The organism is Psychrobacter sp. FME6 (assembly GCF_014861365.1).
In the GTDB taxonomy this organism is placed as follows: domain Bacteria; phylum Pseudomonadota; class Gammaproteobacteria; order Pseudomonadales; family Moraxellaceae; genus Psychrobacter.
Genome location: NZ_RRYW01000252.1, coordinates 1 through 483, shown reverse-complemented (window position 1 = coordinate 483; position 483 = coordinate 1). Strand labels below are relative to the sequence as shown.

Sequence of the window (483 nt, the reverse complement as noted above, 5' to 3'; positions counted from 1 at the left end):
TAATAGAGCCGTAGCTTACTTTAAGTTGCTTTAAACGTGCTCTTAGCTTCTTAGCCGTTTTTAGGTCACGTTTGCCCCAAACATAAGCAACAATCTCATTGGTAGCGCGATCATAAGCATAAATAAGCCAAACTTTACGCTTTTTTCGATACACGTAAGTCCAAAACTCATCAACCTCTAAGCGTTCATAGTAGCTCTTCTTAGGCGCGATCTTATAAACAGATGAGCCTATGGTGCTCAATACTTTACCGATACTGACTGAGGCTATAATAGCTATGTCTCTAACACCGCAACCTCTCACCGTCATTAGCCGTATGATGTCTTCTATTTTAGAGTGACAGCCCTTATAAGTTAAGGCATGGTCACCAATGAATTGACGTTTGCAGTCCTTGCATTGGTAGTTCTGCTTGCCATAGCTTTTTATGCCGTTTTTCTTTAAACTGGGACTGTGACAGTCGGGGCAGCTGATATCTATTTGTGTCT

1 protein-coding gene is annotated in these 483 nt (G+C 41.4%); it reads right to left on the bottom strand.

What is annotated here, in order from left to right; all coding sequences use genetic code 11:
• Positions 1-475, bottom strand: a 475-nt coding sequence (locus tag EI162_RS14505) for an IS1 family transposase (protein WP_318779338.1), incomplete at its 3' end; no start/stop codon positions are given.
• Positions 476-483 lie beyond the last annotated feature (8 nt).